This is a genomic window from Paenibacillus sp. RC84 (assembly GCF_041260495.1).
Lineage (GTDB): Bacteria > Bacillota > Bacilli > Paenibacillales > NBRC-103111 > Paenibacillus_F.
Map to the genome: position 1 here is coordinate 526982 of NZ_JBGBYL010000002.1, position 19504 is coordinate 546485.

The 19504-nt window shown below is 55.9% G+C and carries 16 protein-coding genes and 1 riboswitch; of the genes, 9 read left to right on the forward strand and 7 right to left on the reverse strand.

The window, feature by feature from the left end:
* Window positions 1-132 precede the first annotated feature (132 nt).
* Together ABH899_RS06125 and ABH899_RS06130 are read left to right on the forward strand one after the other, a co-directional pair.
* Window positions 133-603 carry a hypothetical protein gene (locus ABH899_RS06125; RefSeq protein WP_369994836.1) on the forward strand — a complete coding sequence of 157 codons (471 nt, stop codon included), beginning with the start codon at window positions 133-135 and terminating at the stop codon, window positions 601-603.
* A gap of 120 nt (window positions 604-723) precedes the next feature.
* Window positions 724-1779 (forward strand): CotH kinase family protein, encoded by a 1056-nt coding sequence (locus ABH899_RS06130; protein WP_369994838.1) that lies wholly within the window; start codon window positions 724-726, stop codon window positions 1777-1779.
* Window positions 1780-1793: 14 nt separating this feature from the next.
* On the opposite strand, the gene ABH899_RS06135 is transcribed toward ABH899_RS06130, so the two are convergent.
* Window positions 1794-2804, reverse strand: a complete 1011-nt coding sequence (locus ABH899_RS06135; protein WP_009675293.1) for a LacI family DNA-binding transcriptional regulator — start codon at window positions 2802-2804, stop codon at window positions 1794-1796.
* A gap of 132 nt (window positions 2805-2936) precedes the next feature.
* Here ABH899_RS06135 and fucU point away from each other — a divergent pair, with 132 nt between their 5' ends.
* The 5 genes from fucU (at window position 2937) to ABH899_RS06160 (ending at window position 8148) form a co-directional block, all read left to right on the forward strand.
* Window positions 2937-3362 carry an L-fucose mutarotase gene (gene fucU / locus ABH899_RS06140; RefSeq protein WP_369994841.1) on the forward strand — a complete coding sequence of 142 codons (426 nt, stop codon included), beginning with the start codon at window positions 2937-2939 and terminating at the stop codon, window positions 3360-3362.
* A gap of 64 nt (window positions 3363-3426) precedes the next feature.
* Window positions 3427-5217 carry an L-fucose isomerase gene (locus tag ABH899_RS06145; protein ID WP_369994843.1) on the forward strand — a complete coding sequence of 597 codons (1791 nt, stop codon included), beginning with the start codon at window positions 3427-3429 and terminating at the stop codon, window positions 5215-5217.
* Window positions 5218-5243: 26 nt separating this feature from the next.
* Entirely contained in the window at window positions 5244-6770 is a 1527-nt protein-coding gene (locus tag ABH899_RS06150; protein WP_369994846.1) for a rhamnulokinase, read from the forward strand.
* A complete protein-coding gene (locus ABH899_RS06155) occupies window positions 6763-7425 on the forward strand; it encodes a class II aldolase/adducin family protein (protein WP_369994849.1) in 663 nt (220 codons plus the stop codon). Before ABH899_RS06150 ends, ABH899_RS06155 begins: the two co-directional genes overlap by 8 nt.
* 192 nt (window positions 7426-7617) lie before the next feature.
* Window positions 7618-8148 carry a DinB family protein gene (locus ABH899_RS06160; protein ID WP_369994851.1) on the forward strand — a complete coding sequence of 177 codons (531 nt, stop codon included), beginning with the start codon at window positions 7618-7620 and terminating at the stop codon, window positions 8146-8148.
* Window positions 8149-8386: 238 nt separating this feature from the next.
* Here ABH899_RS06160 and ABH899_RS06165 read toward each other — a convergent pair whose 3' ends face one another.
* From ABH899_RS06165 to ABH899_RS06190, 6 genes are all read right to left on the reverse strand, one after another.
* Window positions 8387-8587: a hypothetical protein gene (locus ABH899_RS06165; protein ID WP_009671363.1), complete on the reverse strand. Its 201-nt coding sequence runs from the start codon at window positions 8585-8587 to the stop codon at window positions 8387-8389.
* Between the two features lies 1 nt (window position 8588).
* Window positions 8589-9596, reverse strand: a complete 1008-nt coding sequence (locus tag ABH899_RS06170) for a TIR domain-containing protein (protein ID WP_009671376.1) — start codon at window positions 9594-9596, stop codon at window positions 8589-8591.
* 125 nt (window positions 9597-9721) lie between these two features.
* A complete protein-coding gene (locus tag ABH899_RS06175) occupies window positions 9722-10273 on the reverse strand; it encodes a GNAT family N-acetyltransferase (protein WP_369994855.1) in 552 nt (183 codons plus the stop codon).
* Window positions 10274-10459: 186 nt separating this feature from the next.
* Window positions 10460-11383, reverse strand: a complete 924-nt coding sequence (locus ABH899_RS06180; protein ID WP_369994858.1) for a Gfo/Idh/MocA family protein — start codon at window positions 11381-11383, stop codon at window positions 10460-10462.
* Between the two features lie 167 nt (window positions 11384-11550).
* The gene (gene trhO, locus ABH899_RS06185) at window positions 11551-12450 is read right to left on the reverse strand and encodes an oxygen-dependent tRNA uridine(34) hydroxylase TrhO (RefSeq protein ID WP_369994860.1); all 900 of its coding nucleotides are present in this window, start codon (window positions 12448-12450) and stop codon (window positions 11551-11553) included.
* 329 nt (window positions 12451-12779) lie between these two features.
* A complete protein-coding gene (locus ABH899_RS06190) occupies window positions 12780-14408 on the reverse strand; it encodes a catalase (RefSeq protein WP_369994862.1) in 1629 nt (542 codons plus the stop codon).
* A gap of 308 nt (window positions 14409-14716) precedes the next feature.
* Between ABH899_RS06190 and ABH899_RS06195 the strand changes: the two genes are divergently transcribed.
* Window positions 14717-16438 carry a ribulokinase gene (locus ABH899_RS06195; protein WP_369994865.1) on the forward strand — a complete coding sequence of 574 codons (1722 nt, stop codon included), beginning with the start codon at window positions 14717-14719 and terminating at the stop codon, window positions 16436-16438.
* Window positions 16439-16604: 166 nt separating this feature from the next.
* A riboswitch (cyclic di-GMP riboswitch) is annotated at window positions 16605-16686 on the forward strand.
* Between the two features lie 129 nt (window positions 16687-16815).
* Entirely contained in the window at window positions 16816-19503 is a 2688-nt protein-coding gene (locus ABH899_RS06200; protein WP_369994867.1) for an EAL domain-containing protein, read from the forward strand.
* The last annotated feature ends 1 nt before the right edge of the window (window position 19504 follow it).

The window sequence follows — 19504 nt, forward strand, 5'->3', positions numbered from 1 at the left end:
TACTATCTTGATAGCTGGAGGGTAGTTCAAATGAGCGAGTATCCCGATTTATTTGAAAGTTGGTGGGCAAAGGATGAACGAGCTCAGTCGGTTGAAGGTTTAAAAGAATCCCCCGGTTTTCAGGGGGATCGTTTGGACTGGCGTACAACAGGGAATCCGGCAAGGGACAACCGGACAAGGGGAAGCCGTTCCGCAGATCACCGGACTTCGGGTAACCGCACAGGCGGCAGTCGTACCTTAGGCCATCGTACAGCAGGTGGCCGGAGCGATGGAAACGGAAACGAAGGAAACCGCACGCGGGGTAACCGGACGGAAGGGCGGAGAGACCATTACGGCGGGCAGTACCCGCAAAACCTTCCCGGAGGAATCTGGTCGAATCCCTGGAACGCTCCTGCGGATCGACCGGAGGGGGAATTCGCGAGGGAAGATCGCACCGGGGACAGGCATACCGGAGGCAGTCGTACCGAAGGCAGCCGTACGAGAGGAAACCGAATCGAAGGGGGCCGTGCGGGAGGAAACCGCACGTCTGGCCGCCGGACGCACGGGCTCCCCGCACGCCTGGCCACTCCCGTATTCAAAGCGAAACCGACCAGAAAACGTTAGGTTGAACTTTGTCGGTCCGCATTGTGCCGCGGCGCCTGCATTTCGCATAAGGTAACGTAACAAGAACAGCCTATCTTGACGGATAGGCTGTTTTCTTATAGCGAAAGGCGGAGGAATCTGATGTCGCTTCCTCATTTTCAACTAGCAGTCGGCACTGGTGGGGACCGCAAACTGCGGCAAGACGTATGGAGCAGCCGCTTCGTACCGGCGATTTTATCGGACGGGAGCAGCAGCGTGCCTATCCGGATCGGATACCGGGGCGGGCATACCCGCGAATATGCGAAAAAATCGTATGAAATCCGGATGAAGGGAAGGACCTATCATCTGAATGCCGAATACGACGATCCTTCGCTGATCCGCAACGCGCTGTCGTTCCGGTTTTTCCGGATGATCGGCGTGCCGAGTCCGCATACCCGCCATGTCGTACTGACGATCGACGGCAGAAACGAAGGCGTGTATGTGCTGATCGAGGCGGTTAAGCGGTCTTTTTTCCGGCGGAGGGGGATTCTTATGAAGTCTCTCCTGTATGCAAGCAACGACCGTGCGAATTTTTCACTGAAAGATCCGGATACCCGCAGGCGAAAAAAGACCTTGTTTGCCGGCTACGATCTCATTATCGGAACGGGTCAGGACCGGGACAAGATGAAAGCGTTCATCCAATCCATGCATGCGCTTAAAGGAGACCGGCTGAAGGCTTTTCTGGGTAAGCACGTGGATCTCGACAATTATTTGCGGTGGCTGGCCGGGGCCGTGATGACGGGGAATTATGACGGTTTCGAGCATAACTATGCGATTTACGAACATAAACCGACCCGGAGGTACCGGATGATTCCGTGGGATTATGAAGGCACTTGGGGGCGGAATTGTTACGGGAAAAAAGTAACCAGTAATCTCGTGAGGATCACCGGGTATAACGACTTGACCGAAAAAGTACTGGAAAGCAAGGAGGCGCGGCAGCGGTACAAGGCTCTTCTGAAACATCTTACGGACACGGCGTTTACGAAGGACCGGATTATGCCCGTCGTGCATGAGATGCACGAACGCATTGCCCGGGATGTAGATAAGGACCCCGGCCGTCAAAAAAGTCTGTCCCAGTTCCGGTCGGAGCCTGAAGTGATCGAGCAGTATATCGAAGACCGCCGGAAAGACATCCAAGAAGGAATCCGGCTGTTATAAGTCAGTCCGGCGGCTTACCTGTCCCATGTGCGGGTCGAGGAACGGATGAGAAGTTCGGAGGGCAGCATGATTTTGCGGCTTTCGGAACCGGGGCCGCTCTCGATCCGTTCGATCAGAAGCTGCATGCCGAGGGCACCGAACTGATATGCGGGCTGGGAGGCTACGGTCAGAAAAGGATTGACGGTCTCGGCGGGACCGAAATCGTCGAAGCAGACAACCGATACATCTTCCGGAACGGACAAGCCTCTCTGACGGAGTGCCCCGATAATCCCCACGGCGAGCAGGTTGTTGGCCGCGAAAATCGCCGTCGGCGGGGAAGGAAGCGCCAGCAGCGTCTGCAGCGAGGCCTCGTCCTGAAACTCGCGGTAGTTCAGCGACACAACTAGGCTCTCGTCGAGAGGCAGTCCGCCGAGCAGGTGAGCTTCCCGGTAGCCGGTATACCGGAGCCGGGCCGTAGATACATCGGGCGAGCCGTTGACCAGAGCGATGCGCCGATGGCCGAGGCCGATCAGGTGCTCGACCAGTTTTCTCGCCCCTTCCTTGCTGTCGCCGAGGACGACATCCGTTTCGATGCCGGGCACTTCACGGTCCAGAATCACGAACGGAATCCCGTGCTTCTGCAGCTGCCGGAGCTGCTCAAGAGAGGCGTCTCCGGTAGGCGCGAACAGGACGCCGTCCACCCGTGTGGAGAGGATCATCTCCACGTAGTCTTTTTCCTTGCCGTAATCCTCGTCGCTGTTGCCGAAAAGAAGCTTGTAGCCGGAACGCTTCGCCGTATCCTCGGCTCCCCGCGCAATCGTGGTGTAAAAAGGATTCGTAATATCCGTGATCAACAGCGACAACAGCTTCGTTTTTTGCAGAACGAGGCCGCGGGCCATGGAGTTGGGGATATAATTCAGCTCTTCCATCACCTTGCGGACGCGCTTGCGGGTCGCCTCGCTGATTCTTCCGGAGTTATTGATAACTCTGGAAACGGTCATGGCGGAGACATTCGCTTTTTCGGCTATATCATAGATGGTAATCAATCGTTATCACCTTTTCATACTTCAGTGAGTTTATTGTATAAAAGAAAACCGTTGACAGCAAGAGAGGCAGCTGTTAATTTTGTGTTATCGGTAACTCTAACTCTACCTGAATTGCAGAGAGGAGACAAACGGATGCTGAAAGGAATTCCGTCTATTCTTTCGCCGGAGCTTCTGAAAGTGCTGATGGAAATGGGCCATGGGGACGAAATCGTCCTGGGGGACGGCAACTTTCCGGCGGCGAGCCATGCCAAACGTCTGGTTCGCTGCGACGGTCACGGCGTGCCCGAGCTTCTGGAGGCGGTTCTTGCCTTATTCCCGCTCGATACATACGGAGATCAGCCGGTTTCGCTTATGGCGGTCGTTCCGGGCGATCCGGTTCAGCCGGTGATTTGGGAGACGTATGGCGAATTGATCGGAAGGCATTTGCCTGGCGCCCCGATGGGACAACTGGAACGATTCGCTTTCTACGCACGGGCTAAAGAAGCTTATGCCATTGTCGCTACGAGTGAAAGCGCTTTATATGCCAACGTTATTTTGAGAAAAGGTGTCGTTACGTGACGTGTCTGTGAAGGATATTTTTTATGAAGAGGTTTATCGATAACTCAATGAGGAGGAAGATCAAATGAACAACCGTGAACACAGATGGAACCGGCCTTTTCCGAAAATCGGCATCCGTCCGACCATCGACGGACGCCGCAAAGGGGTGCGCGAATCGCTTGAAGAACAGACGATGAACATGGCGAAGGCGGCTGCCGCCCTGCTCAGCGGCAATTTGCGCTACCCCGACGGAACGCCGGTGGAATGCGTCATTGCCGACACCTGTATCGGCGGCGTAGCGGAAGCGGCTGCGGCTGCGGACAAATTCGCCCGGTCGGGCGTGGGCGTATCCGTCACCGTGACTCCTTGCTGGTGCTACGGAACCGAGACGATGGATATGAACGCCTCCATTCCGAATGCCATTTGGGGCTTTAACGGGACGGAACGTCCGGGCGCCGTTTACTTGGCCGCCGTGCTTTCGGCCCATGCGCAGAAAGGAATTCCGGCGTTCGGTATCTACGGCAAGGATGTGCAGGACGCGGGCACGGCCGGGATGCCCGAAGACGTGCGGGAGAAGCTGCTCCGTTTTGCAAGGGCGGCTCTGGCCGTGGCGGTGATGAAAGGAACGTCCTACTTATCGGTCGGCTCCGTTTCCATGGGGATTGCGGGTTCGATCGTCAGCGAGGAGCTGTTCCAGAATTACCTCGGCATGCGCAATGAATACGTGGATATGTCGGAGCTTGTCCGCCGGATGGAAGAAGAGATTTACGACAAGGAGGAGTTCGGGCTCGCTCTCGCCTGGGTGAAGGACAACTGCAAGGAGGGCCCCGACAACAATTCTGCGGCCATTCAAACGTCCCGGGAACGCAAGGACAAGGACTGGGAAACCGTCGTTAAAATGTCCCTGATCGTCCGCGACCTGATGACCGGGAATCCGAAGCTGGCTGAACTCGGTTTCGGCGAGGAAGCGCTGGGGCATAACGCGATTTTGTCCGGCTTCCAGGGGCAGCGCCACTGGACGGATCACTTCCCGAACGGGGATTTCATGGAAGCGATCCTGAACAGCTCCTTCGACTGGAACGGCAGAAGAGCGCCTTATCTCGTGGCGACCGAGAACGACAGCCTGAACGGCGTTGCGATGCTGATGGGATACCTTCTGACGCACACCGCCCAAATTTTCGCCGACGTCCGCACGTACTGGAGCCCCGAATCGGTGAAGCGGGTAACGGGTTATACGCTGGAAGGAGCCGCGGAGCACGGGATTCTCCATCTCATCAATTCCGGCTCGGCTGCACTGGACGGTACGGGGCAACAGTCCCGGGACGGCGCGCCCGCCATGAAGCCTTATTGGGAGATTACGGAGGAAGAGGTGGACAAATGCCTCGGCGAAACGTCCTGGCGGCCCGCGGCCGTGGAGTATTTCCGGGGCGGCGGCTACTCGTCGGATTTCCTGACGAAAGGCGGGATGCCCGTCACGATGACCCGGATCAACTTGGTGAAGGGCCTCGGTCCGGTGCTTCAGCTTGCCGAGGGCTACACCGTCGATCTGCCAGACCACGTGCACGACGCGCTGGATAAGCGGACCGATCCCACATGGCCGACGACCTGGTTCGCGCCGATCCTGACGGGAGAGGGCTCGTTCCGCGACGTGTATTCGGTGATGGACAACTGGGGCTCCAATCACGGCTCTATCAGCTACGGACACATCGGGGCCGACCTCATTACCCTGGCGGCTATGCTGAGAATTCCCGTTTCCATGCACAATGTCGATGACAAGAATCTATTCCGGCCGCGCGTATGGAGCTCTTTCGGGACCCGGGATGAAGAAGCGGCGGACTTCCGCGCGTGCGCAAACTTCGGCCCTTTGTATAAATAAAAGCCGGACAGGGAGGGGGACTTTTCATGGGAGTAGAGAAGAACGGCCTTCACATGCTTGCCGTGGACTTCGGAGCGAGCAGCGGGCGGACGGTGCTCGGCACTTACAACGGATCACGTCTGGCCGTTGAGGAAATCCACCGCTTCTCCAATGATCCCGTCAGACTAGGCGGCAATCTTCACTGGGATTTTCTGCGGCTGTTTCACGAGATGCTCCAGGGCATCCGGGCCTATAAGTCGTTTACGGCGGAGGCCCCCGCTTCGCTTGCCGTAGACACGTGGGGCGTGGATTACGGACTTGTGGACGGCAGGGGCAGGCTGCTCGGGAACCCTTACCACTACCGGGATTCACGGAACGAGCCCGCGATGCGGCGGGTGTTGAACCGGATACCGGAAGAAGAATTGTACCGGCGCACAGGCATCCAGACCCAGTCCATCAACACGCTGTTTCAGCTTGAAGCGGAAGGGGAGGCGGCCTCCCTGGCCGGCGGGGATGTGCGGATGCTGTTTATGCCCGATTTGTTCCGCTACTATCTATGCGGAGACATTTCGGCGGAATACACCATCGCCAGCACGTCCGGCCTGCTCCACCCGCAGCTGCGCGGCTGGGATGAAGAAGTGCTTGCCCTGCTTCCGCATCCGCGGGCGATGTTTCCTTCCATCGTGATGCCGGGAACCGCAGCAGGCAGTCTGCGCGCCGCATTGGCCGAGGAGCTGCAGATGCGCAGCTTCCCGGTCGTGGCGGCAGCTTCCCATGACACGGCCTCGGCCGTAGTGTCCGTCCCGGCGCAAGCCGGCGGCAGCTATGCGTTTATCAGCTGCGGCACCTGGTCGCTGATGGGGGTGGAGACGGAGCGGCCCGTCATCACCGAACAGAGCCGGATTCTCGCCTTCACGAATGAAGGCGGAGCGGACGGCCGCATCCGGCTGCAGAAGAACATCATGGGCCTGTGGCTTTTGCAGGAATGCCGCCGGTATTGGGAGCTGGAAGGCGAGACGCTTACCTATGGGGACATGCAGGCGATGGCGGCGGGAGAAGAAGCGGCTGCTGCCTATGTCGATCCGGAAGACCCCGTGTTCCTGGCGCCGGGGAACATGCCGCAGCGCATCCGCAGCTGGTGCAGGCAGACCGGCCAGCCCGTTCCGCAGACGAAGGCGCAGATGATCCGCTGCATCGTGGAAAGCCTGGCGATGAAATTCAGCCAGACCCTCCACGAAATCGAGGAGCTGCTGGGCCGGAGGCTGGACGCCGTCCATATGGTCGGCGGAGGCATCCGCAACCGGCTGCTCTGCCAGCTGACGGCGAACATCACCGGCCGGTGCGTCATCGCGGGGCCGGTAGAGGCGACCGCCGTCGGCAGCTTGCTTATGCAGGCGAAGGCTCGCGGCGAGCTTCATACCCGGGACGAAATGCGGCAGGTCGTGCTGGCCTCGTTCCCGCCGGATGTGTACTCTCCCGAGGATACCGGCCGGTGGCAGGAAGCTTATGCGCGTTACAGGAAGATCAACGCAAACGCCCATCATTCCGAAAGGAGCGTCAACGGAAATGATTGAACGGAAAATAAGAGAAGAATTGACGAAATACGCCGCCAAAAGCGTGGCGAAAGGTCTGGTAGTCGGCCCCGGAGGCAATATCAGCGCAAGATCCGGAGAGTTTATGTACCTGTCGCCCAGCGGATTTGCGCTGGAAGATATCGAGCCGCATCAGTGGGTGCCGGTCCACATTCCTACCGGTGAAATCGGGGATACCGCCTTCCGGCCTTCATCCGAAGTGCTGATGCATCTGTTCTGCTACCGGGTGAACCCTCTGCTTCAGGCTATCGTGCACACGCATCCCGCCTACTGCATTGCCTTGACGCTCGTGGACGACGAGCTGCCCATGCTTTTTCCGGATCAGGCGGCTCTCGTAGGGGATGTCGCGTTTATCCCTTATGTCGTGCCGACGACGGACAAACTCGCTCATCTGGTGGCGGAGAAGGCGGACCGTTACAGCTCCATGCTGCTTAAAAATCACGGTCTGGTGACCACGGGCAAAAACCTCCGGGAAGCGTATTACCGGACCGAAGTGATGGAAGAGAGCGCGAAAATTTATATGATCGCCAAATCGGTCGGGGAGCCCAGAAGGCTGACGGAAGAGGAATATAAAGAGATTCAGGGGCTGGAGAGCGAAGCTTACCGGGTTCAGCTGCTTCAAAATATGAAGGAGTAAAAGCGAACAGCCGCTTGAAATGCACCCCTTGTTGCGGATATCGGAAAACCACCCCGTGTGTATACCGATCCCTACTCTTGGCGGTGCATTTTTACGGAGATAAGTGAAACTCATTCATAAGAAGGTGAAGAAAACGCGGGAACGCGCTATGATGGAGGGAGAAGGACGTTTTTATACAAGGAGGCGGGACGCATGATTTTTTCCGAACTGGAACCCTTTCTGGATAAAAAAAGACGGGAGCTTCTGGCGGCGCTGGACGCTTTCGGATCGGAAGAACGGCACCTGAGCGAGTACGAAGGCGGCTGGAACCCGGTTCAGATCGTCGAGCACCTGAGCATTGTGGAGGAGCAGGTCATCGCCGAAATCGGAAGGCTGCTGAACGGCGAGGCTGTCCGGCCATCCGAGCCGGAGGAACGGAAGCTGGTGGACATCACGGCGCTGTTCGAGCAAAAAGGGCTGCTCGGCACGCCGAAAAAATCTCCGCCTTCCGCATTGCCTACCGGAAAAGTGGTGTATGAGGACGGGCTGGAACGGCTTGCGGAGGTCCGCGGCAAACTGAAAGCGTTTTTGCCTCGTTTGGCCGCAAGAGAGACGAACCGTCTGGTGTCTCGCCATCCCCTCGGCGTGGAACTGAATGCCTGCCAGTGGCTGCAATTCAGCGCTTTTCACGAGTGGAGTCATATTCACCAGCTGAAACGGATTCGCCGGGCTCATTCCGGTTAGCGGAATAAGGAGTGCCGGATGAGGGGACGGAAAGCCGGCTTCTACGTTTCCGTTTATCCAAACTCAGATGTATCCGTATGCCATCCTCCCATTCTCCGTCCTCCGTACCTCAAAAGCTTCCACACCTCCATACTGCCCGCCGCCCATAGCAGAACATCCGGATACCCGGATACCTGAACAGCAAAAACCCGCCCCTTTCTTGCGAAAGGAAGCGGGTTATTCTCATTCTGTATGGGCGTCAGCCTTGAAGATAGACGGGAGTTTCGTACACGGCTTCTTTCTCCAAAACGAGCTGGAAAGACTGCTCTTTCCCGTCTACGGAAGGACCGATGGAATAAATGGGACCCGAGGAATTCCGTTGGGTCAAGACTTTGCCAGCAGATTTGGCGGAACGACGACGCTTTAATCCGCTGTTCGATCTGTTTCTGACCGGTTTCATCTTATTCCCCTCCCAACAAATCGTTTACCGAACTGATCAGCTGACCGTTCAGGCCGGCTATCTTATTCAACTGCTCCGAACTCAATGTGTCCTGGCCGATCATATGCACGGTCAGCACGTACTTCTTAGCTAAAGGATAACATATCAAATATTCATTTTCAATGGAGGAAGAGTGCAGATTCATCGTGACTCTGTTGTTCAAATGAGCGTCCACCACGAGGATACGCTTGTCTCCGGGGCCCAGATTTTCATTGGCCGTCAAGGGATAAGTCCGGTTCATCGTGCCGATGTTCGAGGTGCCCGCGACCTGCTTGATCCACTCGTCCTGCTCCGCGCTGTGAATCGTGACGCCCTTAACCGTAAACTGGGCCGGACACGTGTAGGAGATCCGGATTCCTTCGCTTAGCGTCTGGAGGGCATTTTCCTCCTCCGGTTTGAAGGGAACCCCCTTTAACAGGGTACGAAAAAGGCGCAGAATGCGTGCGAGCTGGGAGATCGTCGGCTGCTCCGAAAGGCAGCCCAATTCGCGCATCTTTCTTTTGACGGTACTGCAGGCCGCGGCCGTCGCCTGAACCCACTCGTCGGCTTCGGAACGGATTTCGAACGTAAGGGCATTGACCCCGAACAGGTCCGAAGGTGTCCGCAGCCCGCCGACGGCCGTTTCGTTAACGCTTTCAGGAATATGATCCGGCATAAGAAAAAAGACGCGTTCCCTGCCCAGGCGGCTCATAAAAAGCCCCATTTCAAAAATGGTGTTATCCCTGGCCGAGGCATACTGCTTGCCGCGGATTTGAACGACGTCGTCCGTCGATAAGATGAAAAGGGCGAAATCGTTGTTTTGTACCTGTTTATCCAAATCTTCCATGGTATACCGCCCGGGATTGAAGGCGCCGGCAAACCAGGGGTTCACCTGCGCGGCCGGGGAGAGATTCTCCAGCACACCTTCCGCGATAGGAATCGCTTCCCTGGAAGAGCCGATAAACACTTTCGGTTTCCGTTGTTGGTCCATACGTACTCCTTTTTTCCAAAAGTCGCCTGCTTCTTTAAAAATAGCGCAAGGGAGCTCATTTGTCCATGCGGCAGAAGTAGGACGAGGCGGCAGGGAAGCAAAGGGCGGCGATCGACTTCCTTCGACTAGGTGCGCCGATAAGATCTTTGATGAAAATCGGTGATCGACTCAAAAAGAAGCCGGCCGTCGTCCACGAGCTTTCCTTCGGGGCTTAAATTCACATACATCGCCTGATAGCGCTCCGGCACCCAGCTGTATTCGTGGACGTAGTCCGTCCAATGAAACCCGCAGGCTTCCCAGAAACGCCGCCGGCTCCGATGGCCGGGTCCGTCGCCGGCTTCCGCTTCGATCAGTATGCCGCTGAGGCCGCGTTCCGCCCGGGTCCAATTTTTAAGCTCTTCTATAAAAAGCCGGCCGGTGCCTTGTCCGCGGCAGTCCTGACGGACGGCGATGTAGTCGATCAGAAGCGCCCGTATCGACGGGAGCTCTCCCGTAATCGCCATAACGGCGGCCGTATTTTCAACGATCCCGAGATGAAGGAAGCAGAGCTTCCTTTGGAACATCTGACGAATGATCCGGATAGGCTTTCTTCCGTGATCCGGAAAAGCCTCATTGTAGAGGGGCTCCGCTTCCCGCCAAAGCTTTTCATCCCACTGCGCGGTCGTGATGATTTTCATCGGTACCTCCGGTCTGGATTAGTTGGTTAACCTCAAATGCGACAAAAAAACAAAAAGAAAGAGGGCAGCCTCACGGAAACGTAAACGGGTACCCGTACGCGAAACACTTTTGTTGAAGTGTCCAGTGTACGGGTACCCGTTTAACGGGAGGCACTCTTTCTTAGTTTAAGCGAGAACGGGCATTCCTTATCCCCAGGCGGATACTCCGTTCTTTTCAAGCTCTTTCACGATCTCCTCGCAGACGCGGTGGGTTTCGAGGGCATCCCGCGTTGACTGCAGAGGCTGTCCGCCTTCTTTTACCGTTTGGATAAAATGATCGATGATGGCATGGAAACCCCGGCGGTGCAGGACGGGGTCCCAATCGTTGAATTTGTAATGCCGCTCGCCGCCGTCCGCCAGCTCTACCGCGGTATTGAGATCTTTCACCGACCATTTGCGGCCGCCGCCGATCGTTTCCACGGTCTCTTCGCTGCTGCCGCTGTCCCGGTTCATGATGCCGATGGCCGTATAGCCGTCGCCGCTGAGCTGAAGCATCACATGGTACAGCTTGCCGTCCTTCTGATGGGACGTGACGGTAACTTCCCGGACGTCTCCCGGCACAAGATAGCGCAGCGTATCGACGACATGGATGAAATCGTCGAGGATGAACCGGCGCGCAAAGTCGGGGGAGTGGGGGCGGTTTTTTTGCATCAGAATCAGGTTCGGTGATGATTTCTCTTTAACGGAAACGTAGAGAGGAGCGAAACGCCGGTTGAAGCCGACCATCAGAATGAGGCCGTTTTTTTCGGCAAGCTCCGTAAGCTCCAAGGACTCCTCGTATGTATAGGCAATAGGCTTGTCCACATAGACGTGAACGCCGTTTTGCAGAAGCTGCTTCGTTATTTCCGCGTGGGATTCCGTTGAAGAGTGGACGAATGCCGCCCGGATGCCCCGGCTGATCAGATCGCCGACCTCCGTAACGGTTTCGCTTATCCGGTAAGTGGCGGCAAGCTGCTCCAGGGTAGCGGTATTTCGCGTACAGAAGACAAGTTCCACGTCGTTTCTTGCGGTGATCACCGGCAGGTAAGCTTTGCGGGCGATGTCGCCGAGCCCGATAATACCAATGCGCATAAAGTCTCCTCCTCGAATGTTCTTCTTCCATTATAGCGGAACTCCGCGGCTCTTTCCCGCAAAAAGAAAAACCCCCGGCCCCTCCTTGTCGGAAGTAGGCCTGGGGTTCGCTGCGGCGGACGATCACAGCCGCTTTAAGTCAAGCACGCGCCGCCATGTGAAGCTGCTTAACGCGCGGAAAGAACGAGCTCCTCGCATTTGTCCGAGCAGCAGCCGCTGTGCTCCTCTTCGCATTCCGGACAGCAGATGTGCTGGAGATGGCAGAAGTCGTTCGCGCAGTTGATGAACGTGTCGGCAGGCTTGCCGCAGTGATGGCATTTACCCACGACGATATCTTCTTCGGTGTGATTAATCGGCACCGAAATCCGCTCGTCGAAGACATAGCATTTGCCGTCGAAAAGTCTACCTTTCACTTCCGGGTCCTGCCCGTAAGTGACGATGCCGCCTTCGAGCTGCGCGACATCCTTGAAGCCTTCCTTGATCAGGAAGCCGGTCAGCTTCTCGCAGCGGATACCGCCCGTACAGTACGTAAGGATCGTCTTATCCTTCAGATCCGCCATGTTTTCCCGGATCCATTCCGGAAATTCGCGGAACGCTTCCACGTCCGGACGGATCGCGTTGCGGAAATGGCCCAGATCGTACTCATAGTTGCTGCGTCCGTCGAGGACGATCACGTCTTCGTTTTGAAGCTGCTCGTGGAACTCGGCCGGAGACAATCTTTTTCCGCTGATCACGTTAGGGTCCAGCTCTTCGTCATAACGGAAAGTGACCAGCTCTTGTTTGAAGCGGACGAACATTTTTTTGAATGCATGCTCTTCGGCTGGATCGGTTTTGAATACCATATCGGCAAAAAGAGGGTTGGCATGCATGTCCGACATATACTGCTCCGTCTGCTCGACCGTACCGGATACGGTCCCGTTGATGCCTTCCGCGGCAATGAGAATGCGGCCTTTCAGGCCGAGATTTTTGCAGTATTCCCGGTGCTCGTCCGCGAATTCCTCGGGATTTGCGATCGGAACGAATTTATAGTAAAGCAAAATGCGGTAAGGCTGCTTCGTATCGTTCATGGCTAGTACCACCTGTCTGATCTAAGTTTTAGGAGAAAAGGCTGCGTTCAATCAACAACGGTAGAAAAGGGATCGCCCTTTCCTACCGTTATAGAGGAGTAACTTGAGGATTCATGCATCTATTATAGAAGATATCCCGGACTTAGTAAACATTTAGGCTTCCTAAATAGGGGATGGAAAGAGATAGGATATTTTGCGGCGGCGGATATCAGAAGCTTCTATATAATAGTTGTTAGCAAAAATGCAAAATGCAAAATGCAAAATGCAAAACGCAAAAACGGAAAACAGTTCCCTGTTCTCCGTTTTCGGGATGAGCCCGTCAGCCGCTATTAATAGCCGTCCGTTTTGCGGCCGGCTTGTTCCGCTTGCTCGGCGCCTTCCCGGTTTTGAACCGTCTCCATGTGCTCGGACGAGGCAATTGCCTTGCCCAGCTCTTCCGCTACGCGGCGTCCGTATTCCGCATCCGCCTGGGTGAAATAGTTCACCATCTTGTCGCGGATGACAGGCTTGCAGATCTTGAGGTTGTTGACGAGATTGGAGATCAGCTCGTCTTTCTCCCACGGCTCGAACTTCCGGTACGTGTCGCCCGCCTGTCCGAAATCGTTCGGCCGGTCGATTTTCTCGCGGACGAGCTTGGCGTTATAGGCCGGTTCGTGTTCCCGTCCGCGCGGCGGCGCTTCCTGCAGTCCGCCGAGCGAAGAAGGCTCGTAGTTGACGTGAGGATTTTGTCCGGGCGCCCGGTCCACGAAGTAAGTCATCTGGCCGTCGCGTTGGTTCGTCGCGACATGCTTCTTCGGAGCGTTGACGGGCAGCTGCAGGTAGTTGGTCCCGACCCGGTGGCGCTGCGTATCCGAGTAGGAGAAAGTGCGGCCCTGGAGAAGCTTGTCGTCCGAGAAATCCAGGCCGTCCACGAGGACGCCCGTACCGAAAGCCGCCTGTTCGACTTCCGCGAAGTAGTTCTCGGGGTTTTTGTTCAGGACCATTTTGCCGACCGGGAGGAACGGGAACTTCTCGTGGTCCCACAGCTTAGTCGGATCAAGCGGATCGAAATCCAGCTCGGGGTGCTCGTCGTCACTCAGAATCTGAACGCTGAGTTCCCATTCGGGATAGTCGCCGCGTTCGATCGCTTCGTACAGATCCTGGGTAGCGTGGCTGTAGTTTTTACCCTGGATTTCATCCGCTTCGCGCTGGACAAGGTTGCGGATGCCGTTATGGATCGGTTCCCAGTGGTACTTGATCAGCACTCCCACGCCGTCTGTATTGACCCATTTGTACGTATTGACGCCGGACCCCTGCATTTCCCTGTAATTGGCGGGAATCCCCCAAGGCGAGAACAGGAACGTAACCATATGCGTCGCTTCCGGAGAGTTGGAGAGGAAGTCGAACATTCTCTCCATATTTTGAACACCCGAAACCGGGTCCGGGCGGAAGGCGTGAACCATGTCCGGGAATTTGAGCGGATCGCGGATAAAAAAGATTTTCAGGTTGTTGCCGACGAGGTCCCAGTTCCCGTCTTCCGTATAAAATTTGACGGCAAAGCCGCGCGGGTCCCGAAGCGTTTCGGGCGAATGAACACCGTGCACGACTGTGGAGAACCGGACGAATACCGGCGTTTTTTTACCGGCCTCCTGAAAAAGCTTGGCACGGGTATACTTGGCGACCGGTTCATCGCCGACTTTACCGTACGCTTCAAAATAGCCGTGAGCGCCTGCGCCGCGGGCGTGTACAACGCGCTCGGGAATTTTCTCGCGGTCGAAATGGGAAATTTTTTCGAGAAAATGGTAATTTTCCAGGGTGGAAGGACCACGGTTTCCGACGGTGCGGATATTCTGATTATCGGTGATCGGATGCCCTTGCCGGTTGGTCAGCGTCGTTTCCTGCTCGCCTTCGGCGAGTCTTTGGTCGGCAGGGCCGCCGACTCCCGTTACGGCTGTACCGTTGTTAATCTCGTCTTTCATGACTCAATTCCTCCTGCTCTTGTCAGACTGTTTCCATTATTTTCAGAGAGGGCCGAAACTATGCATGAAACGGAAAGGCAGCGGGAGCAAGGAAACTTCCGGCGGATTACCAACCGGCATGCCGCAAAGAGAAATTTTCAGGATCAAACGGAAAAATAGCGGTAATCCTTGGAAATCTCTTATATAATAAAAAGAAAGTCCGACCCGTGAGGGGTAGGTCCGTTTTGTACAGATGAAATGTAAGCGATACCAAAATCATAGAGCTTCGGCAGCGGTTTCCGCGTTCACGCAGAGAGGAGCATCAAAAGATGAGCAAAACATACGCCATCGGCATCGATTACGGGACGGGATCCGGACGAGCCGTGCTCGTCGATCTGGCCGACGGGCGCGAAATCGCCGAGCATGTAACGGTTTATCCGCACGGGGTGATGTGCCGCAAGCTGCCGCACTCCGGAGTCCGGCTGGAACCGGACTGGGCTCTCCAGCATCCCGGAGACTACATGGCCGTGCTTACCGCTTCCGTTCCCGGGGTGATCCGAGCATCCGGCGTGAGTCCGGAGCGCGTGGTCGGGATCGGCGTCGATTTTACGGCCTGCACCATTTTGCCGGTCGACGATAGCGGCGTTCCCCTGTGCTTTCATCCGGAGCTGAAGGAACGTCCCCACGCCTGGGTCAAGCTGTGGAAGCATCACGCGGCGCAGGATGAAGCCGACCGGATAAACGAGATCGCCGCCCTGCGTGGTGAACCGTTCCTGCCGCGGTACGGGGGCAAGCTTTCGTCCGAATGGATGCTTGCGAAAGTCTGGCAAATACTGGGTGAAGCGCCGGACATTTACGAACGGGCCGACCGTTTTCTGGAAGCCGCCGATTGGGTCATTTATCAGATGACCGGGAAAATGACGCGCAGCAGCTGCATGGCCGGATACAAAGCCAACTGGCATAAGCGGGCTGGATATCCGGGCCCCGGGTTTTTAAAAGCCCTTGATCCGCGCCTGGAAAATCTGGCGGAAACGAAGCTGCGCGGCGAAGTATTTCCGCTCGGCACCAAAGCCGGAGAGCTTACCGCGGAGATGGCGGAGAAGATGGGCCTTGCGCCGGGAACGGCCGTCGCCGTCGGTATCATCGACGCCCATGCCGGAGTTCCGGCGCTCGGTGCCGTTACGCCGGGGAAGCTGGTCATGGCGATGGGCACCTCCATCTGCCATCTGCTTCTGGGCGCCGAGGAGAAGCCGGTGGAAGGGATGTGCGGCGTCGTGGAAGACGGCATCATCCCCGGCTGTTTCGGCTACGAAGCGGGGCAATCCGCCGGAGGCGACATCTTCGCCTGGTACGTGAACGAGGCGCTGCCCGGCTATGTCAAGGAAGCGGCCGCCGCGGAGAACACGGATGTTCACGGCTGGCTGGAGAACCGGGCGTCCGCGTACAAGCCGGGTGAAACCGGGCTGTTGGCGCTCGACTGGTGGAACGGGAACCGCTCCGTGCTCGTCGACGCGAATCTGTCCGGTCTGATCGTCGGACTCACGCTGGCTACCAAGCCGGAAGAGATTTACCGGGCCCTCCTTGAAGCGACCGCATTCGGCACGCGGAAAATCGTGGATACTTTTCAAAACAGCGGCCTTGAAGTAAACGAACTGTTTGCGTGCGGAGGGCTTCCGCAGAAAAACCGTCTGCTGATGCAGATTTATGCCGATGTGACGAACCGCGAGATCAAAGTTGCCGCGTCCAGGCAAACACCCGCTCTCGGAGCCGCCATGTTCGGAGCGGTTGCGGCCGGAGCCGACAGAGGCGGATACGCTACCATCGTGGAAGCCGCAGCGCGCATGGCCCGGGTCTCCGAAGATACGTATAAGCCGGATGCGGCGAACGCGGCCGTATACGATAAGCTGTACCGGGAATATACGAAGCTCCACGATTATTTCGGGAGGGATGCGGGCGGGACGATGAAAGAGCTCAAAGCGGTCAAGGAGCAAACGCTCCGGGAGAAAGGCACGGAACGTCACCGGGGGCAAAAGCAGGATCTCCTCCCCTAAGGAAAAGATGGTTTTTATCGGTTAAAAGGCTTAATTTTCCTCATCACTCGGCTAGTATTAAGCTTTTTTAAAAAAACTGCGACTTTTGCCCTATTTTATTCTTGTAAAAAAGAGGAGAAGGACCCAGTGCGTCGAAATTATTAACTAACGAATCTTTAGTTGAATAACTCGATAAAGGCAAACTATCGCGAAAGCATAGGACGCAAAGCCACGGGTCTAAAGCGCAGCTAGACAGCCGGGTTACCGAAGTTGGATGAGTGGAAGTGGAGGCTGCTGTTTTGTAAGCGGTCTTTTATTTTTGCCGGTATCCAGTAAGTAAGTTCGGACATGGGGCAGTGCTCACATTCGTACTTTTCGGCAGAAATGGAGGACAGCGTGTGAAAACTATTCAGTCCCTTTTACAAAATAAAGCCCGCCTAATGCTGGGATACCTGCTCTGTATCGCTTTGGCGCTTCTTTTCGAAGCTAGCAGGCTTCATCTTATCTACGGAATCGCCTTCTCGTTTTCCAGCATCTTTCTCCTGTTTGCCGTATCGTTGTTCGGCGTCCGTCTGGGCCTCCTGGCCGGCGTCATTACCCAACTCTTCTCCTTCTTCTTTCTACACCATCCTACATTCGAATGGATCGGCCTTCTTGAAATTGCCGGGGTCGGACTCCTTAACCGGAAAAAACCGGGGCAGCTGCTTGTCTGGGACAGTATTTACTGGCTGCTGATCGGGCTTCCGCTGATGATCGTCATTTACTACGGTTTCTACAAATTTGTATCGGACGAGCTGATTCTGATGCTCCTGATTGCGCTCTCGAACGGGCTGTTCAATGCGCTAATCGCCGATATTTTGCTGAAGTACCTGCCTCTTTTTCACTGGTTCGGCCTCGTCAAAGAGCGGGAAAGAACCTACTCCTACAGCAAGGTCCTGTTCCACCTGTCGATTATGGCCGTGGCGCTTCCGTCGCTCCTTTATATCGTGATGAACAGCTGGTATTCCGAGAAATTGTCCATCCAGAACTCCAGGCAGCTTGCGGTAAACACGGCCAACAGCATCAACCAGGAGCTAAACCAATGGGGAGCCGAGGATATTCTCGGCATCAGGCTCAAGGGGCGGATACAAGTGGGTTATCTGCAGGAACTGGTGAATAAATACACCTCGGAACAGTTGTTCCGGATCGTCATTACGGACAGGTCCAACAAAGTTTTGGCGGCCGACCGTCAGAGCTACACGCTTAACCAGGTTTACGACTGGAGGGGGGGCAATAATATAGTGGGTCTGGACGACAACTTTTACCAGGTCCTGCCCGCCCGGGAGAGTACGGCTCTGCCCGCTCAACAGTGGAGAGAGGGCAGCTACATCTACGACAATGCGGTCGCCAGGATGCCCCTGCACGTGTACATCGATATACCGATCCGCCATTATCAGATCAGTGTATTCTCGCAGTATTTGTCGCAGCTCTGGTACCTGCTTTTATTCGCGGCAGCCGCAGCCGCCACCGCCTTATATTTAAGCCGCGTTCTGGTCCACGGGCTGTCTAAACTGGCGACCTCCACAACGGACCTGCCGGAAAAATTAAAGCAGATGAAAGAAATCGAGTGGCCGAGCAGCCGTGTTTCGGAGATTACCTCGCTGACCTATAACTTCCGGCAGATGTCGCTGAACCTGCTTAGCATGTTCCATCAAGCGCAGAACATGAACCAGCGCCTGCAGGAGCAGACGGACAAGCTTCGTCTTTCGGAGGAAAAGCTTCATCAGCTCGCTTTTTACGATATCCTTACGGGGCTTCCCAACCGCCTGTATTTCACAACCTACCTGCAGAGCATGCTTTCGGAGGCGGCACACACGCCCAAGCAGGTGGCGGTGATGTTCGCCGATTTAAACCGCTTCAAGCAGATTAACGATACGCTGGGTCACGATATCGGCGATCTGCTGCTCAAAGAGATCGGCGAGAGATTTACCCGCAGCGTTACGGAATCGTGCAAGCTGTTCCGGATCGGCGGAGACGAGTTCGTCATCGTCATTGAAGATGCCGAAGACGCGAAAGCGACGGCCGTGGCGCACAGCATGTTCGCCGCTATGGAGGAACCGGTCCGGCTGATGGAATCGACCCTGTACAGTTCAGTCAGCATCGGCATCAGCATGTTTCCGCGAGACGGCGACACGATGGAGGCCATCGTCAAAAACGCGGATATGGCGATGTATTTCGCCAAATCCATGGGCTCCAGCAACAGCTATCAATTCTATGAAGAAGAGCTGAAAATCCGTTTTTCCGAAGAAATGATGATCGACAACGGTATTCAGGAAGCGCTTGCGAACAATCAGCTCGTTCTGCATTATCAGCCGAAGGTCGATACGGCTTCCGGCGCAATCAGCGGAATCGAGGCGCTGGTGCGCTGGGAGCATCCCGAGCTGGGGCGCATTTCGCCCGATAAATTTATTCCGCTGGCCGAAAGATCGGGAATCATCTACAAAATCGACGAATGGGTATTGAAGGAAGCCTGCCGTCAGAATAAAGCGTGGCAGGATGAGGGGCTTCCCAAAGTTCCGGTTGCCGTGAACATTTCGGCCCTGCATTTTTCCCAGACGAATCTGCTGGATATGATTCACAGCGCGCTGGAAGAATCGGGACTGGAAGAATCCTATCTGACTCTGGAAATTACGGAAGGAGTATTTATCGAGAATGTCGAACAGGTCATCGGAATCATTAGCCGGATCCGGGAGCGGGGTATCCATATTTCGATCGACGATTTCGGGACCGGATACTCTTCCCTTAACCAGCTTCAGCGGCTGCCGATTTCACATGTGAAGCTGGACCGCTCTTTTATCCGGGATATCGGCGGGGAACCCAAAAAAGCCGCCGTGGCCAAGGCGATCATCGAGCTGGCTCACAGCATGAATATGACCGTCGTGGCGGAGGGAGTCGAAACAGCCGAGGAATCGGACTATTTTACTCAGTGCCGGTGCGACGAACTTCAGGGCTACTATTTCAGCAGACCTTTGCCCGCCCTGGAATTTTCCAGACTTCTCCAAAGAGGAAACTATGCCGGACTTTTTGCCGGGGGACATACAGATTAGC

What these genes read in the sequence shown, in the direction of transcription:
- ABH899_RS06130 (WP_369994838.1), top strand. Translation starts at nt 724, where the DNA reads ATGTCGCTTCCTCATTTTCAACTAGCAGTCGGCACTGGTGGGGACCGC.
- fucU (WP_369994841.1), top strand. Translation starts at nt 2,937, where the DNA reads ATGCTGAAAGGAATTCCGTCTATTCTTTCGCCGGAGCTTCTGAAAGTG.
- ABH899_RS06145 (WP_369994843.1), top strand. Translation starts at nt 3,427, where the DNA reads ATGAACAACCGTGAACACAGATGGAACCGGCCTTTTCCGAAAATCGGC.
- ABH899_RS06150 (WP_369994846.1), top strand. Translation starts at nt 5,244, where the DNA reads ATGGGAGTAGAGAAGAACGGCCTTCACATGCTTGCCGTGGACTTCGGA.
- ABH899_RS06155 (WP_369994849.1), top strand. Translation starts at nt 6,763, where the DNA reads ATGATTGAACGGAAAATAAGAGAAGAATTGACGAAATACGCCGCCAAA.
- ABH899_RS06160 (WP_369994851.1), top strand. Translation starts at nt 7,618, where the DNA reads ATGATTTTTTCCGAACTGGAACCCTTTCTGGATAAAAAAAGACGGGAG.
- ABH899_RS06165 (WP_009671363.1), bottom strand. Translation starts at nt 8,587, where the DNA reads ATGAAACCGGTCAGAAACAGATCGAACAGCGGATTAAAGCGTCGTCGT.
- ABH899_RS06170 (WP_009671376.1), bottom strand. Translation starts at nt 9,596, where the DNA reads ATGGACCAACAACGGAAACCGAAAGTGTTTATCGGCTCTTCCAGGGAA.
- ABH899_RS06175 (WP_369994855.1), bottom strand. Translation starts at nt 10,273, where the DNA reads ATGAAAATCATCACGACCGCGCAGTGGGATGAAAAGCTTTGGCGGGAA.
- ABH899_RS06180 (WP_369994858.1), bottom strand. Translation starts at nt 11,383, where the DNA reads ATGCGCATTGGTATTATCGGGCTCGGCGACATCGCCCGCAAAGCTTAC.
- trhO (WP_369994860.1), bottom strand. Translation starts at nt 12,450, where the DNA reads ATGAACGATACGAAGCAGCCTTACCGCATTTTGCTTTACTATAAATTC.
- ABH899_RS06190 (WP_369994862.1), bottom strand. Translation starts at nt 14,408, where the DNA reads ATGAAAGACGAGATTAACAACGGTACAGCCGTAACGGGAGTCGGCGGC.
- ABH899_RS06195 (WP_369994865.1), top strand. Translation starts at nt 14,717, where the DNA reads ATGAGCAAAACATACGCCATCGGCATCGATTACGGGACGGGATCCGGA.